Genomic DNA, 21,998 nt, shown 5'->3' with positions numbered 1-21,998 from the left:
AAGATAAGAGGGAGATGTGCCCATGAGTAAAGGCTTGGTAATGTTGTCGGAGCGGCTGGTGGAGGCCGAACAGCAGGCGGCGCTGGCGCTGGCCAAGGCCCAGCAGGACTTGAAGATCTTCATGGAGCAGCAGGACGCGCTCAACCAGTACCGCCAGATCTACCACCAGCAGTGGACCGACCGCGGCCTGCAGGGCATAGGTGCCCAGCAGAACAGCCAGTATCACGCCTTCATCAACAAGCTTGAGCAGGCAGCCACCCAGCAGTACGAGGGGGTGCTGCAGGTACGCCAGGCTCTGGAACTGCGCCGCGAGGAGTGGCTGGCCGCCCAGCAGCGGCGCAAGGCGGTGGAGTTGCTGCTGGCCAAGCAGGCGGGCCGGGAGCAGCAGAAAGCCCAGCGTCAGGAGCAGAAGATGCTGGACGAGTACGCCATGCTGCGCCGTTTCCACCATTCTGGCCTGTAACTTGCTTTCTTCTTGCCATCCCGTGTGCGCCTCACTTCCCCCGGGGAGCTGAGGATAAACCCGAAGCCGAATGTCGCCAGGAATCTTCACCATGATGCAGACACTGTTAACCAATTCTCCCGCCGCACCGACCGCTGTCGCTGCCGACAAGAGCGCTGTGCTGACGGCGAGCCAGGATGGCGGTGAAGGGGCCCTGCAGAGCGACGGCAAGGTCGGCTTTTCCGAGGTGATGAACCGGGTGCAGCAGGCTGACAAGGTCAATGTCAAAGCCGATGGCAAGGTTGCCAACGCTGATGGCAAGGCCCCCAACGCAGATAGCAAGGCTCCGGCGCGGCCCGGCGCTGAGCAGGGGAGTGCTGGTGCATTGGAGAGCAACAAGCCGGTGCCGACCGCCAAGGGCGAGGCTGCCAAATCTTTGGCGAATGAGGCCGAAGAGGCCGCTGGCGCCGACGACAAACCACAGAAGGGAAGCGAGCCCGACCCCGCTCTCGCCCCCAACGATTTCTTGCAGCGTCTGCAGGATGCCCTCAAACAGGACACCTCCCTGGTGGCCCCACCGGCCATCAATCTGGTCGCCACGGCTCCCGTCGTCGAGACGGACGGCAAGATGTTGCCGCACAAAGACGCGGACGCCGAGTCGGCCGAGGCATCGGCCACCCTCACCCAGCCGCTCGCCGGCAGCAGCGACAAGCAGGGGGCGACGACCAGTGCCGCCGCGTTGGCCCGCCAGGCTGCCAGCTTGCTCACGGGCGAAACCAGTGTGCCGATTGATGCGAAAGCCGCGCAACCGGATGCTGTCATGACGGATGACGCCGCCCTGGCGGCTCAGCTGCAGGGAGCCGGGAAAGAGAGCGGTGGCAAGGAGAGCGGTGCCGGTGTCAATGCCGACCAACAGGCCGATAGCAATGGCAAAGAGACCAAGGGGAGCAAAAACGAGCTCTCCACCGCCGAGCGGGCGGCCTTGTTGAGCAAGGTGCCCGCCGCCACGTTAAGCGAACAGGGTGAGAATGACACCAAGATCCAGCTGGAGGGCGCCGACAAGGGGGCCAAGCCTGTGGTGCCGCCCATGGCGGGCAAGGAAGAGTCGGTAAAAACCGCTCCGCTGCAGGCCACCCACCAGGCCGTGGCCACTCAGCCCGGCGCAGCCAGAGCGTTTGAAGAGGGGGTGACCCGCACCGATGGCGGCTCGAGCAGCGCCGCTGCTGACAAGGCGCCGACGCAGACCACCACCGAGGGGGATGGGCAGTCCAAGCCGGTAGCCGCCAAGGCCGAGGGCCAGCCTGCTCCTGCCGCCAGCAGCGGCACACCGGCGCCGGCCACCGCCCCTGCCAGCGAACCCGTGCTGGTGGCGCCGCAACAGGTGCTGGCCAGCAGCGAGCCGCAGGGCCCGCAAGCGTCCCTGGCCAGCCTGTCAGCCGGGCTCAAGCAGATGGAAGCCACCGAGCGCAGCGACGCGCCCAGGGCCCGCAGCGAGGTGAAAGTCGACGTGAAGCAGAAGGTGGCAGAGCTGGCTCGTGGCGGTGCCCAGGAGAGCAGCGAGACGACCACCACTCCGGAGAGCAGCCGCAGCCAGCAGGTCCAGCAGAACAGCCAGCCCCAGGCGGTGGGTCATGACAACCGGCCGGCGGCCACCGAAGCGGCTGCGCGGCGCGAGCCCGCCAACCTGCCCCACCTCAAGCTGGCCGATCCGGAGGCGCCGGCCCAGTTGCATCAGAAGGTCAATCTGATGCTGGCGGACAAGCTGCAGCAGGCGGAGATCCAGCTCGATCCCCTCGGCCTTGGCAAGATGAAGATCCAGATCCAGATGGGGGCAGACAGCCAGGCCAACGTCCATTTCGTGGTGCAGCACGGCCAGACCCGGGAGATGCTGGAGCAGGCCATGCCCCGGCTGCGTGATATGCTGGCCGGACAGGGCATCCAGCTGGGCCAGACCCTGGTGCAACAACAGCCGCAGCAGCAGTCACAGGGCCAGTCGGCGTTTGCCGGTCAGGGCCAGCAAGGCCAAAAAGGCAGCGGATCTTTTGCTGAAACAGGCCAAACTGAGGCAGAGGTCACGGGCGCCGGCATGCGTTTGTCGACGGAATCGACAAACGACAGCGGAATTGATTTCTATGCTTGATGCCAGCCCGAGTAAGTTTATGATATCGAACAAGTTTGAGACTAGGGTGGACAAGGGATGGCAGACGATAACGAACTGACGCTGAAAGACCCGGCGGCAGGCAAGAAAAAAAAGCTGATCATGATTATCGCCCTGGCCGTGATTGTGCTGGGTGGCGGTGGGGCCGGTGCCTGGTTCATGCTGTCCGGCGGCGACAAACCGGCGGCCGAGGCCGCAGGGGAGGGCAAAGATGCTAAGCCCAAAGAGGCGGCACCCCAGCCTTCGCTCTACGTGGGCATGCCGCGCCCCTTCGTGTTCAACGTCTCCGGTGGTCAGCGTGACCGGCTGGTGCAGATCAAGATCCAGCTGATGGTGCGCGGCACCGCCGACGAGACGCTGGCTAAGCAGAATATCCCCCTCATCGAAGGCACCCTGCTGCGGGTCTTCAGTGCGGCCACCAGCGAGCAGCTGATGACCTTCGAGGGCAAGGAGAAGCTGCGCAAGGATTCACTGGAAGAGTGCCGTCGGGTGCTCAATGACCTGGTCTCTTCCCCCGTTATCGAACAAGTGCTGTTTACCGGCTTTGTCATGCAATAAGGGTGAAGCGTGAGCGATCTGTTAAGTCAGGACGAAATTGATGCCCTCTTGCACGGGGTCGATGATGTCGAAGAGGAAGATATAGGCGCGGCGGGGGATCCCGGCGTCGCCCAGTTCGACTTCTCCTCCCAGGACCGCATCGTCCGTGGTCGCATGCCGACCCTGGAGCTGGTGAACGAGCGTTTCGCCCGCCACATGCGGATCAGCCTGTTCAACATGATGCGCCGCACCGCCGAGGTCTCCATCAACGGCGTGCAGATGCTCAAGTTTGGCGAGTACGTGCACACCCTGTTCGTGCCAACGAGTCTCAACATGGTGCGCTTCCGTCCGCTCAAGGGGACGGCGCTCATCACCATGGAGGCGCGACTGGTCTTCATCCTGGTGGAGAACTTTTTCGGTGGCGACGGCCGCTACCACGCCAAGATCGAGGGGCGCGAGTTCACCCCCACCGAGCGGCGCATCATCCAGATGCTGCTCAAGCTGGTGTTCGAGGATTACAAGGACGCCTGGGCGCCGGTGATGGACGTGGGCTTCGAGTATCTCGACTCCGAGGTGAACCCGGCCATGGCCAACATCGTCAGCCCCACCGAGGTGATCGTGGTCAGCTCGTTCCACATCGAGCTGGATGGTGGTGGCGGTGACTTTCACGTGGCCATGCCCTACTCCATGTTGGAGCCTATCCGCGAGCTGCTGGACGCCGGCGTGCAGAGCGACAAGGGTGACACCGACGTGCGCTGGAGCAAGGCGCTGCGCGACGAGATCATGGACGTCAAGGTGGAGCTGCGGGCCAAGTTGCTGGAGACCGAGCTCACCCTGCGCGAGCTGATGGAGCTGCAACCTGGCGACATCATCCCGGTGGAGATGCCGGAGAACCTGCTGGTGTTCGTGGAGGACTTGCCTACCTTCCATGCCAAGATGGGGCGGACCAAGGACAATGTGGCGCTCAAGATCACCGACAAACTCAAGCGCCCGGAAGGGGTCAAGACCGAGATGCATCTGGTGACCCGGGGCGGTGTACGCATCGATGGTGAGGCCGAGCTGGAAGAGCTCGAGCGCAGCATCGAAGATCAACAACGATAAACGGCGATCTGCGCTGGCAGGCCGTCAAGAAAGCAGCATAAGGAATTCAAGATGAGCGGAACTGATGAAGAGGATCTGATGGCGGACGCCTGGGCAGCCGCGCTGGAAGAGCAGGTGACTGCCGAAGCCAAGCCCGCTCCCCTCGAAGAGCTCAAGGATGATGCCCCCATCAGTGCCGAGGAGCGGCGCAAGCTGGATACCATTCTGGATATTCCGGTGACCATCGCCATGGAAGTGGGCCGCAGTCAGATCAGCATCCGCAACCTGCTGCAGCTCAACCAGGGCTCGGTGGTGGAGCTGGATCGGGTGGCGGGTGAGCCGCTCGACGTACTGGTCAACGGCACCCTGATCGCCCACGGTGAGGTAGTGGTGGTGAACGACAAGTTCGGCATCCGGCTGACCGACGTCATCAGCCAGATCGAAAGGATCAAGAAGCTCAAATGATCCGCGCGTTCCCGTTACTGCTGTTGTCCCTCCCCGCACTGGCCGAACCCGGTGCGGGCGCCAATCCGCCCAGCCTCACCTCCTGGCTGCTCTCCAGCCTGATGGTCATCGGCCTCATCCTGGTGCTCGGTTTCCTGCTCAAGAAGAGCAAGATTGCCACCGCCATGGGGGGCGGTCAGATGCGAGTCATCGCCAGTCTGCCGGTGGGCTACAAGGAGAAGCTGCTGGTGGTCAAGGTGGGCGAACAGCAACTGCTGCTCGGGGTGACGCCGCAGCAGGTCAACTTTCTCTATCGCCTGGAAGAGCCGCTGGACGAGAGCCAGCCCCAGGCGTTCTCCCAGCAGCTTGGCAAATTGATGGGCAAGCATGAAAAAAGCTAACGGCTCACGGCCGCACGGTGGGCTGCTGGTCGGCCTGTTATCCCTCCTGATCCTCTGCTCGCCGCTGGCGCTGGCCCAGGACGGCATGTCGGCAGTCACCATCAAGACCATGGCGGACGGCAGCCAGGAATACAGCCTGACCCTGCAGGTGCTGGCGCTGATGACGGCGCTCTCCTTCCTGCCGGCCATGGTCATCATGATGACTTCGTTTACCCGCATCATCATAGTGCTCGGCATCCTGCGCCAGGCCATCGGCCTGCAGCAGAGCCCCTCCAACCAGGTGTTGATCGGCATCGCCCTGTTCATGTCGTTCTTCATCATGTCGCCGGTGCTGGATCGCATCAACAACGAGGCGCTGCAACCCTATCTGGCCGAGACCATCCAGGCCAAGGAGGCGCTGGAGAAGGCCGAACTGCCCATCCACCAGTTCATGCTGGCCCAGACCCGGATCAAGGATCTCAACACCTTCATGGAGATAGCGAACGTGCAGGTGGACAAGCCCGCCGACGTGCCGCTGCGGGTGCTGATCCCGGCGTTTGTCACCAGCGAGCTCAAGACCGCGTTCCAGATAGGCTTCATGCTGTTTCTGCCGTTCCTGGTGATAGACCTGGTGGTGGCCAGTATCCTGATGGCGATGGGGATGATGATGTTGTCGCCGATGCTGGTCTCCCTGCCATTCAAGCTGATGTTGTTCGTCATGGTGGATGGCTGGAACCTGATCCTGGGATCCCTGGCCAACAGCTTCGGGCTGGGCGCCGGTGGTTAAGGGCGAGCAACGCAAGGAGCGAACGGCATGAGTCCTGAAACCTTTATCGACGTGTTTCGCGAGGCGCTCTGGCTGGTCACCATCATGGTGTGTGCCGTGATCCTGCCGAGCCTCTGCGTGGGCCTGCTGGTGGCCATCTTCCAGGCGGCCACCTCCATCAACGAACAGACCTTGAGCTTTTTGCCCCGTCTCATCGTCACCCTGTTTGCGCTGGGGGCGGGGGCGCACTGGGGCTTGCAGAGTCTGATGGACTTCTTCCTGCTGATGGTGAGCCAAATTCCGGAGGTGGTGGGATGAAGGGCCCGCTCGAGCAGGGCGCCCTTCTGCGCCCGTTGCCGGCCTCGATGGCCCGCAAGGTGCCCGGATGACCTACACAATCGCTCTCATCATGGAGTGGTTGTCTTCCATCGTCTGGCCGTTGGCGCGGGTGAGCGGGCTGCTGATGGTGATGGCGGTGTTTGGCAGCCGCCTGACACCGGCCCGTGTGCGCATCAGCCTGGCGCTGGCGCTGACCCTGATGATTGCCCCTTTGCTTCCCCCCATGCCCAAGATCGAGCTGTTCTCGGTCGGCAGTTTTCTGGTGCTGGGCCAGCAGTTGCTCATCGGGGTCGCGCTCGGCCTCATGACCCAGTTCCTGATGGAGAGCTTCGTGATGGCCGGCCAGATCATCGCCATGCAGACCAGCCTGGGTTTTGCCACCCTGGTGGACCCCATGAACGGCCAGTCGGCACCGGTGGTGGGCCAGTTCTACCTGATGCTGGCGACCCTGGTGTTTCTGGCGGTGGATGGTCACCTCATCATGCTGCGCATGGTGGTGCTGAGCTTTGATACCCTGCCGGTCTCGGACAGCGGCCTCAGCCTGCCCTCCATTCGCGATCTGATCGGTTTTCTCGGGGTCATGTATCAGGCCTCGCTGGTGATGGCGCTCTCTGCCATCGTCGCCCTGCTGCTCATCAACTTTGCTTTCGGCGTCATGACCCGTGCCGCACCCCAGCTCAACATCTTCAGCATCGGCTTTGCGGTCAGCATGATGTCGGGCCTGCTGATCCTCTGGTTGACCATAGGTGGTTTCCTCGGCCATTTCGACAGCATGTGGGAGCGGGTGCAGGAGACCAGCTGCACCCTCATCGGCACCCAGTGTCTGGGGGGCCAGTAAGATGCCGGCGGCAGGCTGGGGGCTCCATTGCGCGGGGCAGACCGCCTGGGTCTGCTCTGTTGGCTTCGTGCTACTCAACAACGGCGTTCAGGCAGCTTTGATGCCTGATTGCCTCGACCTGTACGGGGGTCAGCATGGCTGATACCGATCAGGAACGTACCGAACAACCCACGGGCAAACGACTGCAACAAGCCCGGGAAAAAGGGCAGATTGCACGATCCAAGGAGCTGGGTACCGCCAGCGTCCTGCTGGCTGCCGTGTTTGGCCTGCTGATGGTCAAGGAGAGCCTGGCTGGCGCCATGGTCAAGGTGCTCACCATGGGCTTTACCCTGGATCGGGAGCAGGCGTTCGATCCCAATGCCATGATGACCATGTTGCCGGCCCTGCTGCGGGAGCTGCTGCACCCCCTCGGTCCGCTGTTCATGCTGGTGGCCATCGCCGCCTTCGTCGGCAACACCCTGATGGGGGGCATGAACTTCTCTTCCGAAGCCATGCTGCCCAAGTGGAGCAAGCTGAGCCCGCTCAACGGCATCAAGCGGATGTTCGGGGTGCAATCCCTGGTCGAGCTGGTCAAGTCCATCGCCAAGGTGGTGTTCATCTCCCTGTTTGCCTGGTGGATGCTCTCCAGCCAGTTCAACCACCTGCTCAATCTCTCCCTCGAGGGCTACCCAGGCGGCATCATAGACGCGCTGGATCTGCTGCTGTGGATGCTGATCATCCTCTGCTGCGCCCTCATTCCCATCGTGGCCATCGACGTGCCGTTCCAGCAGTGGAACCACATGCGCCAGCTCAAGATGACCAAGCAGGAGGTCAAGGACGAGTTCAAGGACAGCGAAGGCAAACCCGAGGTGAAGGGGCGGATCCGCCGCTTGCAGATGGAGATGGCGATGCGCCGCATGATGGGGGATGTGCCCAAGGCGGACGTGGTGATCACCAACCCGACCCACTACTCGGTGGCGCTCAAGTACGATACGGCCAAGCCGGGCAGCGCGCCCAAGGTAGTGGCCAAGGGCACCGATGAAATTGCGATGAAGATCAGAGAGATAGCCAGGGAGTACGAGATCCCTGTGATGCCGTCCCCGGCGTTGACCCGCGCCATCTACCACGCCACCGAGATTGGTCACGAGATCCCGGAAGGGCTGTTTGCCGCCGTGGCCCAGGTGCTGGCCTATGTCTATCAGCTCAAGAAGTTCCGTCGTGGCCGTGGTCGCCGTCCCAACCCGCTGGCCAAGGATCTGCCCATTCCAACCGAATTCCGCAAATGACAAACTTCTGACACAGTCAAAATAAAATCATTGTATTTCAATGCCTTGTATTATTGGCTTGATGTTTGCTTTAATCTGGCATCAGCGGTTTGAGATTGAGAAAAACGATGAAACTCCAGGCATCATTGGGCCGAATTAAAGAGTACAAGTGGCTGTTGACCAAGGGCCTGGGGACGCCGCTGCTGGTGCTGGCCTCTCTTGGCATGGTGGTGCTGCCCATTCCGCCGCTGATGCTGGATATCCTGTTTTCCTTCAACATCGCGCTCTCCATCGTGGTGCTGCTGGTAGCCGTCTACACCCGCCGCCCGCTCGAATTTGCCGCCTTCCCGACCGTGTTGCTGATAGCGACCCTGCTGCGGCTGGCACTCAACGTCGCCTCTACCCGGGTGGTGTTGCTGGAAGGCCACAACGGCAGTGCGGCGGCCGGCCACGTGATCGAAGCCTTCGGCAACGTGGTGATCGGCGGCAACTACACGGTCGGTATCATCGTCTTCATGATCCTGATGATCATCAACTTCGTGGTGGTCACCAAGGGTGCGGGCCGGATCTCAGAAGTCAGCGCCCGCTTCACCCTGGATGCCATGCCCGGCAAACAGATGGCCATCGATGCGGACTTGAACGCCGGTCTCATCAATCAGGAAGAGGCCAAGAAGCGCCGCCAGGACGTGACCCAGGAAGCCGACTTCTACGGTTCCATGGACGGTGCCTCGAAATTCGTGAAAGGGGATGCGGTGGCGGGGATCATGATCCTTTTCATCAACATCCTGGGCGGCTTCATCATCGGCATGGTGCAGCACCAGCTCACTTTCAGCGAAGCGGCCCAGATCTATACCCTGCTCGCCATCGGTGACGGTCTGGTGGCCCAGATCCCGTCGCTGCTGCTCTCCATCGCCGCCGCCATCATAGTGACCCGCCAGAACACGGATCAGGACATGGGCACCGCGGTGCTGGGCCAGTTGTTCGACAATCCCAAAGCCCTGATCATTTCGGCCGGTATCCTGCTGATGATGGGCAGCGTACCCGGCATGCCCCATCTGGCGTTCCTCAGTCTGGGGGCCATCGCCGCTGCCGGTGCCTGGTGGCTGCTGCGCCGCGAGAAACAGCTGGCGGCCAAGGCGGCCAAGGGCGAGCTGATGCCGGCGAGCACGGAGCAGACCCATGAGCAGAAAGACCTGAGCTGGGACGACGTGATGCCGGTGGATATCATCGGGCTGGAGGTGGGTTATCAACTCATCCCGCTGGTGGATCGCAACCAGGGCGGCGAGCTGCTCAACCGGATCAAGGGGGTGCGCAAGAAGCTCTCCCAGGAGCTGGGTTTTCTGGTGCCTGCGGTACATATCCGCGACAACCTGGATCTCGCCCCGAACCAATATCGCATCACCTTGATGGGAGTCAGTACCGGCGAGGCCAATGTTTACCATGATAAGGAAATGGCCATCAATCCGGGCCAGGTGTTTGGCCAGATCCAGGGGGTTGCGACCCGGGATCCCGCTTTCGGGCTGGAGGCGGTGTGGGTTGCCAAGGAGCAGGTCTCCCAGGCGCAGACCCTTGGCTACACGGTGGTGGATACCGCGACCGTGGTGGCCACTCACCTCAGCCAGATCCTCTCCAACCATGCCGCCCTGTTGCTGGGCCATGACGAAGTACAACAGTTGCTCGACATGATTGGGAAGCACCAGAACAAGCTGGTGGAAGGGCTGGTTCCTGAGGTCATCACCATGGGTAACCTGGTGAAGGTGTTGCAGAATTTGCTTAATGAAGGCGTGCCAATCCGCGATATGCGCACTATCCTGCAGACCCTGGTGGAATATGCCCCGCGCAGCCAGGATCCGGAAGTGCTGACGGCGGCCTGCCGTATCGCCCTGCGCCGGCTGATCGTGCAGGAGATTGCCGGCCCGGATCCCGAACTGCCGGTGATCACCTTGGCACCGGAATTGGAACGTATATTGCATCAATCCCTGCAGGCAGGGGGTGGTGATGGCGCCGGCATAGAGCCGGGTCTGGCGGAGCGGATGCAACGCTCGCTGGTGGAAGCCACTCAACGACAAGAACTGGAAGGCCAACCGGCCGTGCTTCTGACATCAGGGATACTGCGCAATACCCTGGCGAAATTTGTCAAGAATGCCATTCCTGGATTGCGCGTTCTGTCTTATCAGGAAGTGCCTGATGACAAGCAAATCCGCATCGTCAGTGCGGTAGGGCAGAACTAGTTAGCGGAGATGACGGGTGAAGATTAAGCGGTTTTTTGCCAAGGACATGCGAACGGCTCTGGCCGAGGTCAAGGAGACTCTCGGGCCCGATGCCGTCATCATGTCCAACAAGAAGGTCACCGGTGGGGTGGAAATAGTCGCCGCTGTCGATTATCAATCCCAGGTTCCGGGACCCAAAGATGCGCCGGTTCGCCGTCAGTTGAACGATGAGAGCGTCAATATCTCGTCTGCCGGACGGCAGATGACCCGCCCTGCACCGAGTCCGGCCCAGGAGCAGAACGAACATTATGCCGACACCCTGGCCGCCCTGCTGGCACGCCAGCAGAAGCTGAACCCGGCCCAGAACGGTCAGGGGGGCCAGAGCGGCGCCCCGTCGGCTGCAGCCAGCGGCGCGCCCCGTACTCTGGCCGAGCAGGGGCAGTGGGGAGCGGCTCCCGAGCCTGCCAAACCGAAGACGAGAACCGCCGCGCCCGGCCGTGCTCCCCAATCCCCCCAGCGGGATCAGGAGATGGAGGGGATGCGCAAGGAGATGGCCAGCATCCGCAAGCTGCTGGAGCACCAGATCTCCGGCTTGATGTGGCAGGAGGTGGAGCGCCGCGAGCCGATGCGTGCCCTGCTCATCAAGGAGCTCAAGAAGATAGGGTTTGACGATGCCTTTGCCGATCAGCTGGCTGGCCTTATCCCCGAGGATATGTCCATTCATCAGGCCATGGCCCAGTTGGCCGAGGTGTTGACGGCCCAGCTCAAGATTAGCGAAGACGAAATTCTGCGGCAGGGTGGGGCGGTTGCCCTGCTCGGGCCGACCGGGGTGGGCAAGACCACCACCATCGCCAAGTTGGCGGCGCGGTTTGCCATGAAGTATGGCGCCGAGCAGGTGGCGCTCATCACCACCGACAACTACCGGATCGGTGCCCATGAGCAGTTGCAGACCTATGGTCGCATTATGGGCTGCCCGGTGCGGCAGGTGCGGGATGCCGAGGAGCTGGCCAATGCGCTCTATCAGTTCCGTCACCGCCGGCTGGTGCTCATCGATACTGCCGGAGTGGGGCAGCGGGATATCCGGCTGACCGAGCAGCTCGATACCTTGGTCAAGAATGCCAAGGTACGCATCCGCAGCTACCTGGTGATGTCGGCCACTTCCCAGCGTCGGGTGATGCAGGAAGCGGTGGACCATTTCCGGCGCATTCCATTGAGCGGCTGCATACTTACCAAATTGGATGAGAGTCTGAATCTGGGCGAAGTGATTAACGTGTGTATCCAGAATGCATTGCCCATCAGCTATATCACTGATGGACAAAGGGTTCCGGAAGATATTCAGGTCGCCAATGCGGCACAGCTCGTCGGAGCTGCCATGGGCTCGTTGGAGCGGGAAACAGAAGAACCCTATTTCTGGGGCACAGGCTTTGGCGAGGCCGAAGATTCGGAGTTTTATGAGTAACATGTATATGGATCAGGCGAGTGGTCTGCGCAAAATGCGTCAAAACAATCGAGTAAAAGTGATCGCCGTGTCTGGTGGCAAGGGGGGCGTCGGCAAGACCAACGTGACCCTGAACGTGGCGGGAGCCATGGCCGCCCAGGGCAAACGGGTGATGGTACTGGACGCCGACCTTGGCCTGGCCAACGTGGACGTCATGCTGGGGCTGCGGGTGCATCGCAACCTGTCCCATGTGTTGGCCGGCGAATGCACCATCGACGACATCATCGTCGAGGGCCCGTACGGCATGATGATAGTGCCGGCCACCTCGGGCACCCAGTCCATGGTCGAGCTCTCGCCGGTGCAACACGCCGAGCTTATCCGCGCTTTCAGCGAGATGAAGACCCAGGTAGACATCCTGCTGGTGGATACGGCGGCCGGCATCTCCGACATGGTGCTGAGCTTCACCCGTGCGGCCCAGGACATCATGGTGGTGGTGTGCGATGAACCGACCTCCATCACGGATGCTTACGCCCTCATCAAGATCCTCTCCAAGGAGCACGGTGTCTTCCGCTTCAAGGTGGTGGCCAACATGGTTCGCTCCTTGCGTGAAGGGCAGGAACTCTATGCCAAGCTGACCCGGGTCACCGATCGTTTTCTGGATACCTCGCTGGAGCTGGTTGCCTGCGTCCCCTATGACACCAATCTGCGAGCCGCCGTGCGCAAGCAGAAGCTGATTGTCGAAGCCTTCCCCAAGTCCCCGGCCGCGCTGGCGTTCAGAGCGCTGGCCAACAAGGCGGCAAGCTGGCCCATTCCTAACCAACCCGGCGGTCATCTCGAATTTTTCCTAGAAAATTTGCTGCAAAAGCCGGTCATAGCACAGGAAGGTTCCCGTGAATAAAGCCCAAGCGTACTTGCGTCATCAGGATTCCTATGTGCTGGTCGAGCGTCATGCTCCGCTGGTGAAACGGATCGCCCAGCATTTGTTGGCTCGCCTGCCAAGCAGTGTCTTGCTGGATGACCTGATCCAGGCAGGTATGATTGGATTGCTCGAAGCCTCCCGCAATTTTGACGGCAGCAAGGGGGCCAGCTTTGAAACTTACGCCGGGATCCGTATCCGTGGTTCCATGCTCGACGAGATCCGGCGGGGTGACTGGGTGCCGCGTTCGGTACACCGCAACAGCCGCACCATCGCCGAAGCCATCGAAAATGTTGAACAAGCCCATGGCCGTGATGCTCGTGATAGCGAAGTCGCAGCCCAGATGGGGGTCAGCCTTGGTGAGTATCACGCCATGCTGCAGGATGTCTCCTGCGGCAAGATCATCGGCATCGAAGATCTTGGCGTCAGCGAGGATGTCATTGGCCACCCCGATGACGAGCCGGGCAGCAACGGGTTTGATGAACTGGCCGCCGAGCGTTTTCAAGGAGCGCTGGCCGAACACATCGGCCGCTTGCCGGAGCGGGAAGCGCTGGTGCTCTCCCTTTACTACGATGAAGAACTGAACTTGCGTGAAATAGGCGAGGTATTGAACGTCAGCGAGTCTCGCGTGAGCCAGATACACAGTCAGGCGATGCACAGATTACGCGCGCGTTTAAGAGATTGGCATGTATAAGTGTTTGTACTGGCTACACTGAAACAAAACTCTAAGGCATAATCCGCAAAACAAAACCTGCGATCTGCATCATGTAAGTGAGCCGCTCTGGCGGCTATTTAGGAGGGAATTTTGGACAAGAACATGAAAATCCTCATTGTTGACGATTTTTCAACGATGCGCCGGATTATCAAGAACTTGCTGCGTGACTTGGGATTCAACAATACCCACGAAGCAGACGATGGCAACACGGCCTTGCCAATGTTGAAAAATGGTGATTTTCAATTTGTCGTGACCGACTGGAACATGCCTGGCATGCAAGGCATAGACCTGCTCAAGGCTATTCGCGTCGATGACAAACTAAAACACCTGCCGGTACTGATGGTGACTGCCGAAGCGAAACGCGAGCAGATCATTGAAGCTGCCCAGGCGGGCGTCAATGGCTATATCGTCAAGCCTTTCACTGCTGCAACGCTCAAAGAGAAACTCGACAAAATCTTTGAACGAATCGGCTAAGGAGCAGCAGGGATGAAGGCCAAAACGAGTGCAATGATTTCGCTCGATCAGGCAAGGATGCTTGTTGCCCATCTTGAGCAAGGTGAATTTGAACAGGCCGACACTCTCATCGCCGATGCGTGTGCTCCCAATGCGGCGGCCCTGTTTGACAAAGTGGGTCAGTTGACCCGACAACTGCATGATTCCCTACAAGATTTTCGGTTAGATCCCCGGATCCCCGATCTGGCCACCCATGAAATCCCCGATGCGCGGGAGCGACTCAGTTATGTCATCGACATGACGGACAAGGCTGCCAATCGCACCATGGATGCCGTGGAAGCCAGTCTACCGATTGCCGACCGACTAAATGACAATATTCAGCTTGTTCTGCCCAACTGGAATGCCCTGATGAGCAGAGAGATGAGTGTTGGGCAGTTCAAGTCTTTGTGTCACCAACTGGATGATTTCATTAAGGCTTCTGAATCTGATGCCGATAAATTACGGCAACTGCTGACAGAAATCCTGATGGCGCAAGATTTTCAGGATTTGACCGGCCAGATGATCCGCAAGGTCATCAAGTTGGTTCAGGAAGTTGAAACTAAATTAATAGAAATGCTGACTATGTTTGGTGAGGCATCTGCTGAGCATTCTTCTCGCAGCCTTCCTGTAAGCGGGATTGAAGCTGAAGGCCCCATCATGAACCCTGAGACTCGTTCCGATGTGGTCAATGGTCAGGATGATGTGGACGATCTGCTGTCTAGCCTGGGATTTTAATGGAGTGACGCATGGCCTTCGAAGTTGATGAAGACATACTGCAAGACTTTTTGGTCGAAGCATCCGAAATATTGGAACAGTTGTCTGAACAACTGGTCGACTTGGAAAAGCGACCCGATGACAAGAATCTGTTGAATGCCATATTTCGCGGCTTCCATACCGTCAAAGGCGGTGCCGGCTTTCTCTCGCTGACCGAGTTGGTGGATGTTTGTCACGGTGCCGAAAACGTGTTCGATATCTTGCGCAATGGCAAGCGGACCGTTACTGCCGAGTTGATGGATGTCATTTTGCAGGCGCTGGATGCCATCAATGTGATGTTTGCCCAGGTGCAGAATCGCGAACCGCCAAGCCCAGCTTCCGCTGAAATCCTGCACGACCTGCATGAGCTCTGCAAGCCTGAAGGGGAAGAGCAGCTATTGACCGCCTCTGCGGGTGGCAATGTGGCCTCCGAAGAGATGGCTCCTGCCATTGAGGAGGTGGTCGAGGTGGCCGCAGCCATGCCGGAACCTGTTGCCGATCCCGTCCCCGCGTCTTCCGTCGTCAGCGGTGGGGGGTCCATCGATGAGATCTCCGCCGATGAGTTCGAACGCCTGCTCGATGAACTGCATGGGGTGGGAGGTGCTCCGACTGCTGCCGCCAGCCCGGTAGTGGCAAGCTCTGGTGATATTACCGACGATGAATTCGAGGCTCTACTCGATCAGTTGCATGGTCAGGGCCAACATGGCGGTGCCCCTGAAAGCAATCCATTGAAATCAGTACAAAAAGAAGTCGATGAACTAATCGATGACGATGAATTCGAGCGTCTGCTGGATGAACTGCACGGTCGTGGCCAGGGGCCGCAAACCAGTATTACTCCACCGCCAGCCGCACCTGTGCAGGCCGCGGTAGTACCCGCTGCCGCCGCGCCAGCTCCAGCAGCCAAGTCTGCCCCGGCCCCTGTTGCCGCCAAACCGGCTGCTGCACCGGCAAAACCGGCACCAGCCCCTGCTCCAGCCAAGCAACCGGCCCCTGCTCCTGCAGACAACGCAGTACAAAGCGATACCACTGTACGGGTGGATACCAAGACGCTGGACGTCATCATGAACATGGTGGGTGAGCTGGTATTGGTGCGCAACCGTCTGGTCAGCCTTGGTATTGCCAGCAACGATGAAGACATGTCAAAAGCGGTTGCCAACCTGGATGTGGTGACGGCAGATCTGCAGGGTGCGGTGATGAAAACCCGCATGCAGCCTATCAAGAAAGTGTTTGGTCGCTTCCCGCGCGTCGTTCGTGATCTGGCTCGAACCCTCAAGAAAGAAATCGAGCTGGTGATGGTGGGGGAAGAGACGGATCTGGACAAGAACCTGGTTGAAGCGCTGGCTGACCCGCTGGTTCACCTGGTGCGCAACTCCTGTGACCATGGGGTTGAAATGCCGGATGTCCGTGAGAAAGCAGGCAAGCCACGGCAGGGTACCATTACCCTGAGTGCTTCCCAGCAGGGCGATCATATCTTGCTGTGCATCGAAGATGATGGTGCTGGTATGGATCCTGAGAAGCTCAAGTCCATCGCTATCAGCCGTGGTGTGCTGGATGTCGATACGGCGGCGCGGATGAGTGACAACGATGCCTACAACCTGATCTTCGCCCCCGGTTTTTCTACCAAGTCCGAGATCTCGGATATCTCCGGCCGTGGTGTCGGGATGGACGTGGTGAAGACCAGTATCGTCAGCCTCAATGGCTCGGTGCATATCGATTCGACCTGGGGCAAGGGTACCCGTCTTGAAATCAAGGTGCCGCTGACCTTGGCCATTCTGCCGACCCTGATGGTAGAAGTGGGTGAGCAGACCTTCGCGCTGCCGCTGGGCTGCGTGAACGAGATTTTCCACTTGGACCTTAAGAAGGCCAACATGGTGGATGGCCAGCTCACCATCATAGTGCGCGAAAAAGCCATCCCGCTCTTCTATCTGTACAACTGGCTAGTCAGGGGCAAGCACAAGAAGTCACGGCAGGATACGGGTCATGTGGTCATCGTGCAGATTGGCACGCAGCAGATCGGTTTTGTCGTGGATAACCTGATTGGCCAGGAAGAAGTGGTGATCAAGCCGCTGGACAGCCTGTTGCAAGGTACCCCAGGCATGGCGGGAGCCACCATCACCAGCGATGGCGGTATTGCACTCATTCTGGATGTGCCGAGTCTGCTCAAGGCGTATGCCCGTAGACATTGATAGCCCAGGCCCAAGGAGTTAGAAAAATAACAATGGCAGTCAAGGTATTAGTTGTCGACGATTCGAGCTTCTTCCGTCGTCGGGTCAGTGAGATCATCACTCAGGATCCCATGCTGACGGTGATCGATACGGCCCAAAATGGGCGCGAGGCCGTGGACAAGGCGATCCAGCTACGCCCGGATGTGATCACCATGGACATCGAGATGCCCGTGATGGATGGCATCAGTGCTGTACGCGAGATCATGGCTAAGTGTCCGACTCCGATCCTGATGTTCTCCTCTTTGACCCATGAAGGGGCCAAAGCGACGCTGGATGCGCTGGATGCCGGGGCGCTCGATTTCCTGCCCAAGAAATTTGAAGATATCGCTCGTGACAAAGATGAAGCCGTTCGCCTGTTGCAGCAGCGAGTAAAGGAGATTTCTCGCAAGCGTTTCCTGATGGCGGCACCTGCTCGTCCCAAAGCCCCTGAACCTGCCGCCCGTTCCCCGCTGGGCAGCTCAATCGCCCGGCCGGCAGAGCGTCAGGCCGAACCGCCGCGCGCCATGCCTGCGGCTGCCTTCAAACGCAGTGGCAAGAGTTATCAGCTGGTGGCCATCGGTACCTCGACGGGTGGCCCGGTTGCGCTGCAGAACGTGTTGACCAAATTACCCGGTGATTTCCCTCATCCCATCTTGTTGATCCAGCATATGCCGGCAACCTTTACCGCCGCGTTTGCTGCTCGCCTCAACGGTCTGTGCCAGATCGGGGTCAAGGAAGCGGAAGATGGCGATGTGCTCAAACCTGGCCATGCCTACCTGGCTCCGGGCGGCAAGCAGATGCTGCTGGAGGGGCGTGGTGCGGGTGCCCGTATCCGGATCGTCGATGGCAATGACAAGGTGAATTACAAGCCGTGCGTCGACATCACCTTTGCCTCTGCAGCCAAAACCTATGCCGACAAGGTACTCGCCATCGTGTTGACCGGGATGGGGGCGGATGGTCGGGATGGTGCGCGTCTACTCAAGGAGCAGGGCTCTACCATCTGGGCACAGGATGAAGCTTCCTGCGTGGTATATGGCATGCCGCAAGCGGTTGCCAAAGCCGGCATCGCTACGGAGTCACTGCCGCTGGATCGGGTTGCACAACGAATTCTGGTTGAGCTGGGTCGCTAACGATGGGCATGTTCGGCCTTATCCTGGCACTGGGAGCCATAGCCATTGCCCAGTTATGGCATGGTGGCAACCTGCTCACCCTGCTTGACGGGCCTGCTTTCGTCATCGTTGTAGGAGGAACCTGGGGGGCTGTCATTTTGCAGACGCCACGCAAGTTTCTACTGGAAGCGATAAGACAGACCCGTTGGATGCTGTTACCTCCCGCCTGGGATCTGGTCGCACAAGCTGAACGACTGCAAGCCTGGGCCGTGTTTGCACGTCAGCAAGGGTTGCTGGCGTTGGAGAACCAGGCTGATCAGGAGAGCGACGAATTTACCCGGCAGGGGCTCACCATGATAGTGGACGGGGTGTCGATAGATGATATTCGCATGTTGCTGGAAGCAGATATCGATATCGAGCAGGAGCGAAACGAACACTCCGCCAGGGTCTTTGAAGCCATGGGGGGTTACAGTCCGACCATAGGTATCATTGGTGCCGTGATTGGACTTATCCAGGCCATGTTTCATCTGGAAGAACCCGCCTCGCTGGGGGCCGGTATCGCCGTTGCGTTTGTCGCCACTATTTACGGGGTTGGCTTTGCCAACCTGCTATACCTGCCGATTGCCAACCGGTTGCGGGCTTTTCACTATCATTACGCCTTGTTTCAGGAGATGACGCTGGAAGGCTTGATGGCAATCGCCCATGGTGAAAATGGTCCTCAGGTTGAACGGCGGTTGAAGGCTTATCTGAAGGGAGAATAGCCATGCGCAAGCGCTACCGTTTGCATCTGCAAGGTCGGGAACATCTCGATCGCTGGCTGGTTTCCTACGCCGATTACATGACGCTGATCTTCGCCCTGTTTGTGGTGCTCTATTCGGTGGCACTGGTCAACAAGGACAAGTATCGCGCGGTCATCGATGGTATGACTCAGGCATTCAACGTCATGCAGCCACGCAGCGACGGTTTGCTGGAAGGGCAGGGAAAGTCGTTGTTGAACAACGAGGTATCTGCCGCCTCCTCGGTTTTGGAGAGCGCCACAGCCCGTTCACCCTCTTTGGCTCCCATCTCAGGTGTTCCCATCGCGCAAGATGGTATGACTCTTGCGAAGATCGATACGCAATTGCAGGAGAGCATGGGTTCTCTGGTCGAGGCCGGGGTAGTCAAGCTGACGCTCAATGACAACTGGTTGACGGTCGAGCTGAGCTCAGGTCTGTTGTTCGGCAGTGGCAGTGCCTTCATGAGTACCAATGCCGATCCCGTGCTAAATACTCTTTCAAGTATTCTGAAGCAGGTCGATAACTATGTAAGAGTGCGCGGCTATACCGATAACCAGCAGATAAATAATGAAATTTTTCGTTCTAACTGGACGTTGTCTGCGGCAAGGGCGGAAGCCGTGCTCACTGCGCTCATCGCCAAAGGGATAGCGCCGCAGCGGTTGGCCTATGAAGCTTACGGGGAGTTTTCTCCCTTCACGGATAACAGTACCGAGCAGGGGCGTTTACAGAATCGCAAGGTGGTGGTCGCTATTTCCAAGTTCGCCTGGGTGCCACCTGCTCCGGTATCAACTCCCCCGGTGCAGCCTGTAACGGAGACGCAAGTACCGGCAGTGCAACAGGCGGTCGAGGCAGGAGAGGTCAAGGTGATCACGCTGCCAGGTGGTGGCATACGCATAACAACGAGGCAGGATTGATACAGTGATTGTTTGGACGGTTGCCAACCAAAAGGGTGGGGTCGGTAAAACCACCACAGTGGTCTCGCTGGCCGGTATTCTGGCCCAGCGCGGTCAGCGGGTGCTGTTGATTGACACCGACCCTCATGCCTCCCTGACCTCTTATCTCGATTTTGATTCCGACCGGCTGGATGGCACTCTTTATGAGCTGTTTCAGGCGGTCAAACCAACGGCAGAGCTCGTCAATAAACTGACGCTGCGCACCAAGTTTGACAACATTCATCTGCTGCCCGCGTCAATCACCCTGGCGACCCTGGATCGGGTGATGGGCAATCGGGAAGGGATGGGGCTGGTACTCAAGCGGGCGTTGCTGCGTATTCAGGATCAGTACGATTACGTGCTGATCGACTGTCCGCCTGTCTTGGGGGTCATGATGGTCAATGCGCTGGCGGCGTGTGACCGGATCCTGGTACCGGTGCAGACCGAGTTTCTGGCGCTCAAAGGGCTGGAGCGGATGATGAAGACGTTTGAAATCATGCAGCGCTCCAAACGGGAGAAGTTCCGTTATACCGTCATTCCCACCATGTTTGACAAGCGAACCCGTGCCTCGTTGATGACTCTGCAGTCCATCAAGGAGCAGCACGGCAATGCGGTATGGAATGCCGTCATACCCATAGATACCAAATTCCGGGATGCCAGTTTGCTTCACATTCCCCCCTCCATCTATTCGCCGAGCAGCCGTGGCACCTATGCCTATGAGACCCTGCTCAACTATCTTGATGCGCAAGAGCGTCAGCGTGCTCATGAGGTGACATCATGAGAGATACCACCCAAGTTCGGGCCATGGATGATTACTTCCACTCCCTATTGCTGGATGATGCGCTGCTGCTGGATTCGTCTGACGAGCCTGACTCTGCCCCCGTCATACAGCTGCAGCGTCAGCCCCAGCCGGTTGTCGATAAGGTGGCGCAACCTTATCTGGAAGCGGATCAACGGCTGGAGCAGTTGAGTGAATTGCTGGCTCAGGTTGGTCAGGTTCAGTTTGAAATCGACGCGCTGAGTCATGAAGAGGTCGTCAGCGAGCCACTCCAGATTGAGGCAGAAGATGCCCTGCTGCCCGTCGAGCCAGTCTGGCCCGAGGTGATGCCTGAGCCTGCAGCTGCGGATCCTGCTACGTTGGTGGTGACGGAGACCGATGTTGCGCTGGCGCCACAGGAGGAGGTCGCCCCCTCCAGCTGGGAGAATATCGATACCGGCAAGGAGTTTCAGGCGCTGTTTTTTGAGGTTGCCGGTGTCACCTTTGCGGTGCCGTTGACCGAGCTTGGCGGCATTCATCAACTGGGAGAAGTGAACTCCCTGTTTGGTCAGCCAGGCTGGTACAAGGGGATCATGACTTCCCGCGAACAGAAGATGAACGTGGTGGATACGGCGCAGTGGGTCATGCCCGGCCAGCATCTGGAAGTGCCTGATTACAAGTATTTGATCATGCTGGGTGAATCTCCTTGGGGACTTGCCTGCCATCATCTGAAGGGAACGGAGTTATTGCATCGTGACCAGGTCAAATGGCGCCATCAGGAGGGCAAACGCCCCTGGCTGGCGGGCATGGTCAAGGAGAAGATGTGTGCCCTGCTGCATGTGAAGGAATTGCTCCTGTTGCTGGAGCGCGGGGTCAACATAGAAGGTCGCTGATAACTTCTGCACTCGGGCTGTTTTATTGCTAGTTTTACCAGTAGACGTTTTCATAAAAGGAATAAAAACATGACAGAAAAGCGCAATATTGCACAGAATCTGGCTGAAGATGAAGTGCTGCAATGGGTCACCTTTCAGCTGGAAAATGAAACCTACGGCATCAACGTGATGCAGGTGCAGGAGGTGCTGCGCTACACCGAGATCGCCCCTGTGCCCGGTGCACCCGAGTATGTACTGGGCATCATCAACCTGCGCGGCAACGTGGTGACCGTCATCGATACCCGTTCCCGTTTCGGCCTGCCCTCCGGCGATGTGAGTGAGAACTCGCGTATCGTCATCATCGAGGCGGAGAAGCAGGTGATCGGCATCATGGTCGACAGCGTGGCCGAGGTGGTTTATCTGCGCTCCTCCGAGATCGACGCGGCCCCGGCGGTGGGTACCGAAGAGAGTGCCAAGTTCATTCAGGGTGTCAGCAACCGCGATGGTCAGCTGTTGATCCTGGTCGATCTGAACAAGCTGCTCTCCGATGAAGAGTGGGAAGATATCGGTTCCCTCTGATAGGAAGATAATGTGTT

The 21,998-nt window shown here is 59.1% G+C and carries 23 protein-coding genes; all 23 read left to right on the top strand.

What is annotated here, in order from left to right; genetic code table 11:
* The first annotated feature begins 22 nt into the window (after nt 1-22).
* The 23 genes from fliJ (at nt 23) to OKB87_RS17790 (ending at nt 21,981) form a co-directional block, all read left to right on the top strand.
* Complete coding sequence (gene fliJ / locus OKB87_RS17900; RefSeq protein ID WP_011705276.1) at nt 23-463, top strand: flagellar export protein FliJ; 441 nt, start codon at nt 23-25, stop codon at nt 461-463.
* A gap of 91 nt (nt 464-554) precedes the next feature.
* Entirely contained in the window at nt 555-2,582 is a 2,028-nt protein-coding gene (locus tag OKB87_RS17895; protein ID WP_270828180.1) for a flagellar hook-length control protein FliK, read from the top strand.
* A gap of 57 nt (nt 2,583-2,639) precedes the next feature.
* Nucleotides 2,640-3,158, top strand: a complete 519-nt coding sequence (fliL, locus tag OKB87_RS17890; RefSeq protein WP_011705278.1) for a flagellar basal body-associated protein FliL — start codon at nt 2,640-2,642, stop codon at nt 3,156-3,158.
* A gap of 9 nt (nt 3,159-3,167) precedes the next feature.
* Complete coding sequence (gene fliM / locus OKB87_RS17885) at nt 3,168-4,238, top strand: flagellar motor switch protein FliM (protein ID WP_270828179.1); 1,071 nt, start codon at nt 3,168-3,170, stop codon at nt 4,236-4,238.
* Between the two features lie 51 nt (nt 4,239-4,289).
* Nucleotides 4,290-4,682 (top strand): flagellar motor switch protein FliN, encoded by a 393-nt coding sequence (fliN, locus tag OKB87_RS17880; protein WP_011705280.1) that lies wholly within the window; start codon nt 4,290-4,292, stop codon nt 4,680-4,682.
* Nucleotides 4,679-5,062 (top strand): flagellar biosynthetic protein FliO, encoded by a 384-nt coding sequence (gene fliO / locus OKB87_RS17875; protein ID WP_017778741.1) that lies wholly within the window; start codon nt 4,679-4,681, stop codon nt 5,060-5,062. Before fliN ends, fliO begins: the two co-directional genes overlap by 4 nt.
* Nucleotides 5,049-5,828, top strand: a complete 780-nt coding sequence (gene fliP / locus OKB87_RS17870) for a flagellar type III secretion system pore protein FliP (protein ID WP_016350054.1) — start codon at nt 5,049-5,051, stop codon at nt 5,826-5,828. Before fliO ends, fliP begins: the two co-directional genes overlap by 14 nt.
* 27 nt (nt 5,829-5,855) lie before the next feature.
* Nucleotides 5,856-6,125: a flagellar biosynthesis protein FliQ gene (gene fliQ, locus OKB87_RS17865; RefSeq protein ID WP_011705282.1), complete on the top strand. Its 270-nt coding sequence runs from the start codon at nt 5,856-5,858 to the stop codon at nt 6,123-6,125.
* 67 nt (nt 6,126-6,192) lie between these two features.
* Nucleotides 6,193-6,984, top strand: coding sequence for a flagellar biosynthetic protein FliR (gene fliR, locus OKB87_RS17860; RefSeq protein ID WP_270828178.1), 792 nt, complete (start codon nt 6,193-6,195; stop codon nt 6,982-6,984).
* Nucleotides 6,985-7,118: 134 nt separating this feature from the next.
* On the top strand, nt 7,119-8,249 hold the full coding sequence (gene flhB / locus OKB87_RS17855) for a flagellar biosynthesis protein FlhB (RefSeq protein WP_270828176.1): 1,131 nt from the start codon (nt 7,119-7,121) through the stop codon (nt 8,247-8,249).
* 107 nt (nt 8,250-8,356) lie between these two features.
* Complete coding sequence (flhA, locus tag OKB87_RS17850; RefSeq protein ID WP_011705285.1) at nt 8,357-10,459, top strand: flagellar biosynthesis protein FlhA; 2,103 nt, start codon at nt 8,357-8,359, stop codon at nt 10,457-10,459.
* Nucleotides 10,460-10,475: 16 nt separating this feature from the next.
* Nucleotides 10,476-11,897 carry a flagellar biosynthesis protein FlhF gene (gene flhF / locus OKB87_RS17845; RefSeq protein WP_270828174.1) on the top strand — a complete coding sequence of 474 codons (1,422 nt, stop codon included), beginning with the start codon at nt 10,476-10,478 and terminating at the stop codon, nt 11,895-11,897.
* A gap of 1 nt (nt 11,898) precedes the next feature.
* Nucleotides 11,899-12,774 carry a MinD/ParA family protein gene (locus OKB87_RS17840; protein WP_010634619.1) on the top strand — a complete coding sequence of 292 codons (876 nt, stop codon included), beginning with the start codon at nt 11,899-11,901 and terminating at the stop codon, nt 12,772-12,774.
* Nucleotides 12,767-13,486 carry an RNA polymerase sigma factor FliA gene (locus OKB87_RS17835; protein ID WP_017409955.1) on the top strand — a complete coding sequence of 240 codons (720 nt, stop codon included), beginning with the start codon at nt 12,767-12,769 and terminating at the stop codon, nt 13,484-13,486. Before OKB87_RS17840 ends, OKB87_RS17835 begins: the two co-directional genes overlap by 8 nt.
* A 123-nt stretch (nt 13,487-13,609) precedes the next feature.
* Entirely contained in the window at nt 13,610-13,981 is a 372-nt protein-coding gene (cheY, locus tag OKB87_RS17830) for a chemotaxis response regulator CheY (protein ID WP_005298814.1), read from the top strand.
* 12 nt (nt 13,982-13,993) lie between these two features.
* Nucleotides 13,994-14,734, top strand: a complete 741-nt coding sequence (locus OKB87_RS17825) for a protein phosphatase CheZ (RefSeq protein WP_011705289.1) — start codon at nt 13,994-13,996, stop codon at nt 14,732-14,734.
* An 11-nt stretch (nt 14,735-14,745) separates the two neighbouring features.
* Nucleotides 14,746-16,938, top strand: coding sequence for a chemotaxis protein CheA (locus OKB87_RS17820; RefSeq protein WP_270828172.1), 2,193 nt, complete (start codon nt 14,746-14,748; stop codon nt 16,936-16,938).
* 32 nt (nt 16,939-16,970) lie between these two features.
* Nucleotides 16,971-18,086, top strand: a complete 1,116-nt coding sequence (locus tag OKB87_RS17815) for a protein-glutamate methylesterase/protein-glutamine glutaminase (protein WP_017409957.1) — start codon at nt 16,971-16,973, stop codon at nt 18,084-18,086.
* 2 nt (nt 18,087-18,088) lie between these two features.
* A complete protein-coding gene (locus tag OKB87_RS17810) occupies nt 18,089-18,826 on the top strand; it encodes a flagellar motor protein (protein ID WP_024943899.1) in 738 nt (245 codons plus the stop codon).
* A gap of 2 nt (nt 18,827-18,828) precedes the next feature.
* Complete coding sequence (locus OKB87_RS17805) at nt 18,829-19,755, top strand: OmpA family protein (RefSeq protein WP_270828171.1); 927 nt, start codon at nt 18,829-18,831, stop codon at nt 19,753-19,755.
* Nucleotides 19,756-19,759: 4 nt separating this feature from the next.
* On the top strand, nt 19,760-20,554 hold the full coding sequence (locus OKB87_RS17800) for a ParA family protein (protein WP_011705294.1): 795 nt from the start codon (nt 19,760-19,762) through the stop codon (nt 20,552-20,554).
* Nucleotides 20,551-21,423: a chemotaxis protein CheW gene (locus OKB87_RS17795; RefSeq protein WP_269383882.1), complete on the top strand. Its 873-nt coding sequence runs from the start codon at nt 20,551-20,553 to the stop codon at nt 21,421-21,423. Before OKB87_RS17800 ends, OKB87_RS17795 begins: the two co-directional genes overlap by 4 nt.
* A 69-nt stretch (nt 21,424-21,492) precedes the next feature.
* Nucleotides 21,493-21,981, top strand: a complete 489-nt coding sequence (locus tag OKB87_RS17790; protein ID WP_005298836.1) for a chemotaxis protein CheW — start codon at nt 21,493-21,495, stop codon at nt 21,979-21,981.
* The last annotated feature ends 17 nt before the right edge of the window (nt 21,982-21,998 follow it).

The sequence above is a fragment of the Aeromonas sp. Y318-1 genome, from assembly GCF_027706125.1.
Lineage (GTDB): Bacteria > Pseudomonadota > Gammaproteobacteria > Enterobacterales > Aeromonadaceae > Aeromonas > Aeromonas hydrophila.
The sequence above is the reverse complement of the archived record's forward strand: the minus strand, read 5'-3'. Positions and strand labels throughout refer to the sequence as shown.